General features: G+C 70.0%; 5 protein-coding genes. 4 read left to right on the top strand and 1 reads right to left on the bottom strand.

The window, feature by feature from the left end; all coding sequences use genetic code 11:
- Positions 1-2,529, top strand: a 2,529-nt coding sequence (locus AB0B14_RS36460; RefSeq protein ID WP_357526702.1) for an ATP-binding protein, incomplete at its 5' end; no start/stop codon positions are given.
- Positions 2,526-3,080 (top strand): response regulator, encoded by a 555-nt coding sequence (locus tag AB0B14_RS36455; RefSeq protein ID WP_357068745.1) that lies wholly within the window; start codon positions 2,526-2,528, stop codon positions 3,078-3,080. The genes AB0B14_RS36460 and AB0B14_RS36455, both read left to right, overlap by 4 nt.
- A 3-nt stretch (positions 3,081-3,083) precedes the next feature.
- Here the strand turns inward: AB0B14_RS36455 and AB0B14_RS36450 are convergent, their stop codons facing one another.
- Positions 3,084-3,581 (bottom strand): helix-turn-helix domain-containing protein, encoded by a 498-nt coding sequence (locus tag AB0B14_RS36450; protein ID WP_357526700.1) that lies wholly within the window; start codon positions 3,579-3,581, stop codon positions 3,084-3,086.
- A gap of 93 nt (positions 3,582-3,674) precedes the next feature.
- Between AB0B14_RS36450 and AB0B14_RS36445 the strand changes: the two genes are divergently transcribed.
- Positions 3,675-4,571, top strand: a complete 897-nt coding sequence (locus AB0B14_RS36445; RefSeq protein ID WP_357526698.1) for an ABC transporter ATP-binding protein — start codon at positions 3,675-3,677, stop codon at positions 4,569-4,571.
- A complete protein-coding gene (locus AB0B14_RS36440; RefSeq protein ID WP_357526697.1) occupies positions 4,568-6,181 on the top strand; it encodes an ABC transporter permease in 1,614 nt (537 codons plus the stop codon). Before AB0B14_RS36445 ends, AB0B14_RS36440 begins: the two co-directional genes overlap by 4 nt.
- The last annotated feature ends 153 nt before the right edge of the window (positions 6,182-6,334 follow it).

Here is a 6,334-nt window from a genome sequence, read left to right as displayed (position 1 = left end):
GTGGACCAGTTGTCGTCGTTCGCCGACGAGGTGACTCGGGTCGCGCGCGAGGTGGGCACCGAGGGCAAGCTCGGCGGTCAGGCCCAGGTCAAGGGCGTCTCCGGTACGTGGCGGGACCTGACCGACAACGTCAACTCGATGGCGTCGAACCTGACCAGCCAGGTCCGCAACATCGCCTCGGTGACCACCGCCGTGGCGAAGGGCGACCTCTCCCAGAAGATCACCGTCGACGCCCAGGGCGAGATCCTGGAGCTGAAGTCGACTGTCAACACGATGGTGGACCAGTTGTCGTCGTTCGCCGACGAGGTGACCCGGGTGGCCCGCGAGGTCGGCATCGAGGGCAAGCTCGGCGGTCAGGCGCAGGTGAAGGGCGTCTCCGGCACCTGGCGGGACCTCACCGAGAACGTCAACCAGCTCGCCTCGACGCTGACCACGCAGTTGCGGGCCATCGCCCAGGTGTCCACCTCGGTGACCCGGGGCGACCTGACCCAGCGGATCGCCGTCAAGGCGCAGGGCGAGGTCGCCGAGCTGAAGGACAACATCAACCAGATGATCGTCACCCTCCGGGAGACGACCAAGAAGAACGCCGAGCAGGGCTGGCTGGACTCGAACCTGGCCCGCATCGGCGGCCTGTTGCAGGGCCAGCGCGACCTCGGCGAGGTCTGCCGCATGATCATGACCGAGGTGACCCCGCTCGTCGACGCCCAGCTCGGTGCCTTCTTCCTGGCCGACGACACCGACGGCAGCATGCGGCTGCGGCTGACCTCCTCGTACGGGTACGTGGCGCGGGGCAACGACGTCACCTTCGGGCCGGGTGAGGGGCTGGTCGGGCAGACCGCGCTCTCCCGCCGCACGATCCGGGTCAGCGCCTCCCCGGACAGCCGGCTCACGCTGCGGTCCGGTCTGGCCGAGACACCTCCGTCGGACCTGGTGGTGCTCCCCGTGCTCTTCGAGGGCGAACTGCTCGGGGTGATCGAGTTCGCGAGTGTGTCGGCCTTCTCCGAGCTGCACCTCGCGTTCCTGGAGCGGCTGGTGCTCACCATCGGCATCGCGGTCAACACCATCCAGGCCAACCGGCGTACGGAGGAGTTGCTGGCCCAGTCGCAGCGGCTGGCGCACGAGATGCAGGAGCAGTCGGCGGAGTTGCAGCGCACCAACGCCGAGTTGGAGGAGAAGGCCACCCTGCTCTCCGAGCAGAAGGGCAACATCGAGACGAAGAACCGGGAGATCGAGCTGGCCCGGTTGGGCCTGGAGGAGAAGGCGCAGCAGCTGACCAGGGCCTCGGCCTACAAGTCGGAGTTCCTGGCCAACATGAGCCACGAGCTGCGTACGCCGCTGAACTCGTTGCTGCTGCTGGCCCGCCTGTTGGCGGAGAACTCGGAGCAGAACCTCAGCCCGAAGCAGATCGAGTTCGCCCGGACCATCCACGGTTCCGGCTCCGACCTGCTGCGGCTGATCGACGACATCCTCGACCTGTCCAAGATCGAGGCGGGCCGGATGGACGTCGAGCCGACCGAGATCCGCTTCGCCGAGCTGCGCGGCTACGTCGAGCAGGCGTTCGCACCGCAGGCCGAGGAGAAGAACCTGGACTTCCAGGTACGGGTGAGCAAGGATCTGCCGCCGGCGTTGGTGACCGACGCGCAGCGGTTGCAGCAGATCCTGCGCAACCTGCTCTCCAACGCGGTGAAGTTCACCGACAACGGCGCGGTGACGCTGCGGATCGCCCCGGCGGCGGAGAACGCGGTCTTCGACGTGCCGGCGTTGACGAATGCCCAGCAGGTGATCGCGTTCACCGTGATCGACACCGGGATCGGCATCTCCGACGACAAGTTGTCGATCATCTTCGAGGCGTTCCAGCAGGCGGACGGCACGACCAGTCGCCGCTACGGCGGTACCGGTCTGGGCCTGTCGATCAGCCGCGACCTGGCCCGACTGATCGGCGGCACGATCACCGTGTCGTCCGCTCCCGGACAGGGTTCGACCTTCACGCTGTTCGTGCCGCAGGTGCTGGCCCCGGATGCCGTGGTGGCGCCCCAGCTCCCGTCGCCGCAGCGCGCCGGCCTGCCGTCGTCGCTGCTGATGCCGCCGCTGGAGTTGCTGCCGGAGCGGCCGGAGGCACCGGCCACCCGTCAACTGGATGGCGCCACGGTGCTGATCGTGGACGACGACGTCCGCAACGTCTTCGCCTTGACCAGCGCGTTGGAGCTGCACGGGATGACCGTGCTGTACTCGGACAACGGGGCGGACGGTGTCCGCCTGTTGGCCGAGCATCCGGAGGTGGACATCGTGCTGATGGACGCCATGATGCCGGACCAGGACGGTTACGAGACCACCCGCCAGATCCGCCGCAACCATCGGTTCGCCGATCTTCCGGTGGTCTTCCTGACCGCGAAGGCTATGCCGGGCGACCGCGAGTCGGCGCTCGCGGCCGGCGGCAGCGACTACATCACCAAGCCGGTCGACCTGGACGACTTGATCGAGTTGATGTCGTCCTGGATCAACGGCAGCCGGACCGAGGAGACTTCGTGACCCAGATCGCCAAGGCGCTGCTCGTGGACGACCGGCGGCAGAATCTGACGGCCCTGGAGGCGATCCTCCAGGGCCTGCCGGTCCAGTCCGTGGCGGTGGAGAGCGGTGAGGCGGCGCTCAAGCAGCTCCTCGTGGACGACTTCGCGGTGATCCTGCTGGACGCGCAGATGCCGGACATGGACGGCTTCGAGACGGCGAGCCACATCAAGCGCCGGGAGCGGACCCGGCACGTGCCGATCATCTTCCTCACCGCCGCCGACCGGGACGCCCAGCTCGCCCTGCGGGGCTACCAGGTGGGCGCGGTGGACTACCTGACCAAGCCGTTCGACCCGTGGGTGTTGCGGGCCAAGGTGTCGGTCTTCGTCGAGCTGTGGGTGAAGACCCGGCAGTTGGCCACCCAGTCGGACCTGGTGCGCGAGCGCGACACGCAGTGGCGGCGGCTCACCGACGCGGTCGACGAGGCGACCACGCTGCTCCGTTCCGACAACGTGGAGGCACACGACCGGGCGGTCCGCATGCTGGAGCAGGCTCGCTGGGGCAACACGGCCTGACCCTCAGGCCTCGCCGGGTCGGGTGTGGCCGGTGGCGGCCCGCCGGGCCCGCCAGCGCTCACCCAACGATTCGATCTCCTCCTGGACGAAGATGAAGAAGTCGCGCATCTCGGCCACTCGTTCACCGGCCGGTGTCTCCGGACCGTTCAGGGCGAGCACGCCGCCCTCGGCCACGTCGATGAAGGTCTTGTAGATCCCGGTCTTGGTGATGGTGCCCTCGTACCAGGGGTTGTCCGGCATTCGGTAGCGGTCCCGGCGGGACCGGGGGACCGGCTCGCGGATCAGCATGCCGAACTGGGTGAGGTAGCGGACCGCGCCGCTGACCGCCGCCGCACTCACCCCGAGTCGGTCGCCGATCTCGGCGGCGGTCAGCGGGTCGTCCGCGCTCATCACGGTGAACAACACCCGGGCGGCCATTCGCGGGAAACCGACCTCGGCGAAGGTCAGGGCCATCCGCTCGACGAAGAGGTGCACCGGGTCGTGGGTGTCGCCGGCTGCCATGGTGGGTCCCCTCCCGCGTCCTGATGTGACAGTCGATGCTGCCCAGCTCGCACAGTCTTCACAACTTTGTGAAACGAGTGTAGCTTCCGAGATATGGAAACTCCCATTGCGGTGTCCGGTCTGGTCAAGACCTTCGGCCGGACCCGGGCGCTCGACGGTCTGGACCTGACCGTCCGCACCGGCGAGGTGCACGGCTTCCTTGGCCCGAACGGCGCCGGCAAGTCGACGGCCATCCGGGCACTGCTCGGCCTGCTGCGGACGGACGCGGGGGTCGTCCGCCTGCTCGGCGGTGACCCGTGGCGCGACGCGGTGGCCCTGCACCGCCGACTGGCGTACGTGCCGGGCGATGTGACGCTCTGGCCCAACCTCTCCGGCGGCGAGGTCATCGACCTGCTCGGCCGGATGCGCGGCGGTCTGGACCCGACCCGCCGGGCCGAGCTGCTGGACGCCTTCGAGCTGGACCCGCGCAAGAAGGGGCGGGCCTACTCCAAGGGCAACCGACAGAAGGTCGGCCTGGTGGCGGCCCTCGCCTCGGACGCCGAACTGCTCATCCTGGACGAGCCGACCTCCGGGCTCGACCCGCTGATGGAGGAGGTGTTCCAACACTGGGTCCGCCGGGCGAAGGCCGACGGTCGCACCGTGCTGCTCTCCAGTCACATCCTGGCCGAGGTGGAGGCGCTCTGCGACCGGGTGACGATCATCCGCAACGGGCGGGACGTGGAGACCGGCACCCTGACCGAGCTGCGCCACCTGCGCCGCACCTCGATCGAGGCCGAGCTGACCGGCCCGGCGGACGGGTTGGGCCAGCTCGCCGGCGTCCACGGACTGCGGGTGGACGGGCACCGGGTGCGCTTCGACGTGGAGAGCGCCGCACTGGACTCCGCGCTGCGCCGGCTCACCGAGATCGGCGTACGGAGCCTGGTCAGCCAGCCGCCGACACTGGAGGAGCTGTTCCTGCGGCACTACCAGACCGAGCAGGTGCGGTCATGACGGCGTTCACCGGGACCCGGCACCTGGTCCGTTTCATCCTGCGCCGGGACCGGGTGTTGCTGCCGATCTGGGTTCTGCTGCTGGCGGTGCTGCCGGCCAGCTACGCCAGCGCGTACGAGGGGCTGTACCCGACCGCCGCCGAGCGGGCCGAGTACCTTACCGGCACGGCGAGCAACCCGTCGATCGTCGCCCTGCTCGGCCCGGTGTACGGCGACAGCATCGGTGCGCTCACCGTCCAACGCGCCGGTCTGCTGGCGTTGATCGCCGCGCTGGTCAGCGTGCTCACCGTCGTGCGGCACACCCGCACCGAGGAGGAGGCCGGTCGGCGGGAGTTGCTCGGCGCCACCGTGCTGGGCCGGTACGCCGGACTGACCGCCGCGCTGTTGGTGACGTATGCCGCGAACGTGTTGCTCGGCCTGCTCATCGCCGGCGGCCTGGTCGCGGCCGGCCTGCCCGGCGGGGGTTCGGTGCTCTTCGGTGCTGGTGTGGCGCTCACCGGCGTCGTCTTCGCCACGGTCGGTGGGCTGGCCGCGCAGCTCACCGAGAGCGCGGGTGGGGCCCGTGGGATCGGCCTGGGCGCGCTCGGGCTGACCTTCGTGCTGCGGTTGGCCGGCGACGCCGGTGGTTCCGGCGGCACCGGCGGGAGCGCCGAGTGGCTGAGCTGGCTCTCGCCGCTGGGCTGGGCGGCGCGGAGCCGCGCCTTTGCCGACGAGCGACTGTGGGTGCTGCTGCTGCCGGTGCTGTTCAGTGCGGCGGTCGTGCTCGTCGCGTACCCCGTCTCGGTCCGCCGTGACCTCGGCGCCGGGGTGTTTCCGGCTCGGCTCGGCCCGGCCACCGCCGGTGCGGGGCTGGCCGGCCCGTTCGGCCTGGCCTGGCGGTTGCACCGCGGCCCGCTGTTCGGTTGGACCGTCGGTTTCGGGTCGCTCGGCCTGGTGCTCGGCGGGGCGGCGGACGCGGCCGGCGAGGCGGTGCGGGGCAACCAGCAGGTTTCCGAGATCGTGTCCCGGCTCGGCGGCAGCTCGGCGCTCGCCGAGGCGTACCTCGGTGCGACGTTGAGCCTGACCGCGCTGGCCGCCGCCGGGTACGGCATCCAGGCCGCGCTGCGCGCGCGGGCGGAGGAGACCGCCGGCCGGGCCGAACCGTTGCTCGCGACGGCGGTGAGCCGGACCCGCTGGCTGGCCTCGCATCTGGTCTTCGCGCTGCTCGGCCCCGCAGTGGTGCTGACCGTCGCCGGGCTGGCCGTCGGGCTGGCCTACGGGCTCAGCGTCTCCGACGTCCGCGGCGAGCTGCCGCGACTGCTCGGTGCCGGGCTGGCCCAGGTGCCGGCGGCCTGGGTGTTGGCCGGGCTGGCGGCGTTGCTGGTCGGCTGGCTGCCCCGTTTCTCCGGGGGCGCCTGGGCGGTGCTCGCCGGCTGTCTGCTGCTGGGTCAGCTCGGCGCGGTGCTCAAGCTGAACCAGTGGGCGCTAGATGTCTCCCCGTTCACCCACACCCCCCAGGTCCTCAGCCAAGGCTGGCAGACAACCCCACTGGCATCCCTGACGGCAACAACAGCAGCCCTACTGACAGCAGCGCTCCTAACCTTCCGCACCAGAAACATCCCCACCCCCTAACCCCACCCCCACCTACCCCTTGACCTCGTTGATCATGGGGTTATAGCTGCGACACGCCGGGTGGTTTCTAGGCTTCAGTGCAACTGATCTTGGTTGTGGTGGAGGTGCTGGTGGCGAGGCCGGGTGTGGTGACGTTCGGGCATCGGCAGGTGT

Source organism: Micromonospora sp. NPDC049171 (assembly GCF_040648275.1).
In the GTDB taxonomy this organism is placed as follows: Bacteria; Actinomycetota; Actinomycetes; order Mycobacteriales; family Micromonosporaceae; genus Micromonospora.
The sequence above is the reverse complement of the archived record's forward strand: the minus strand, read 5'-3'. Positions and strand labels throughout refer to the sequence as shown.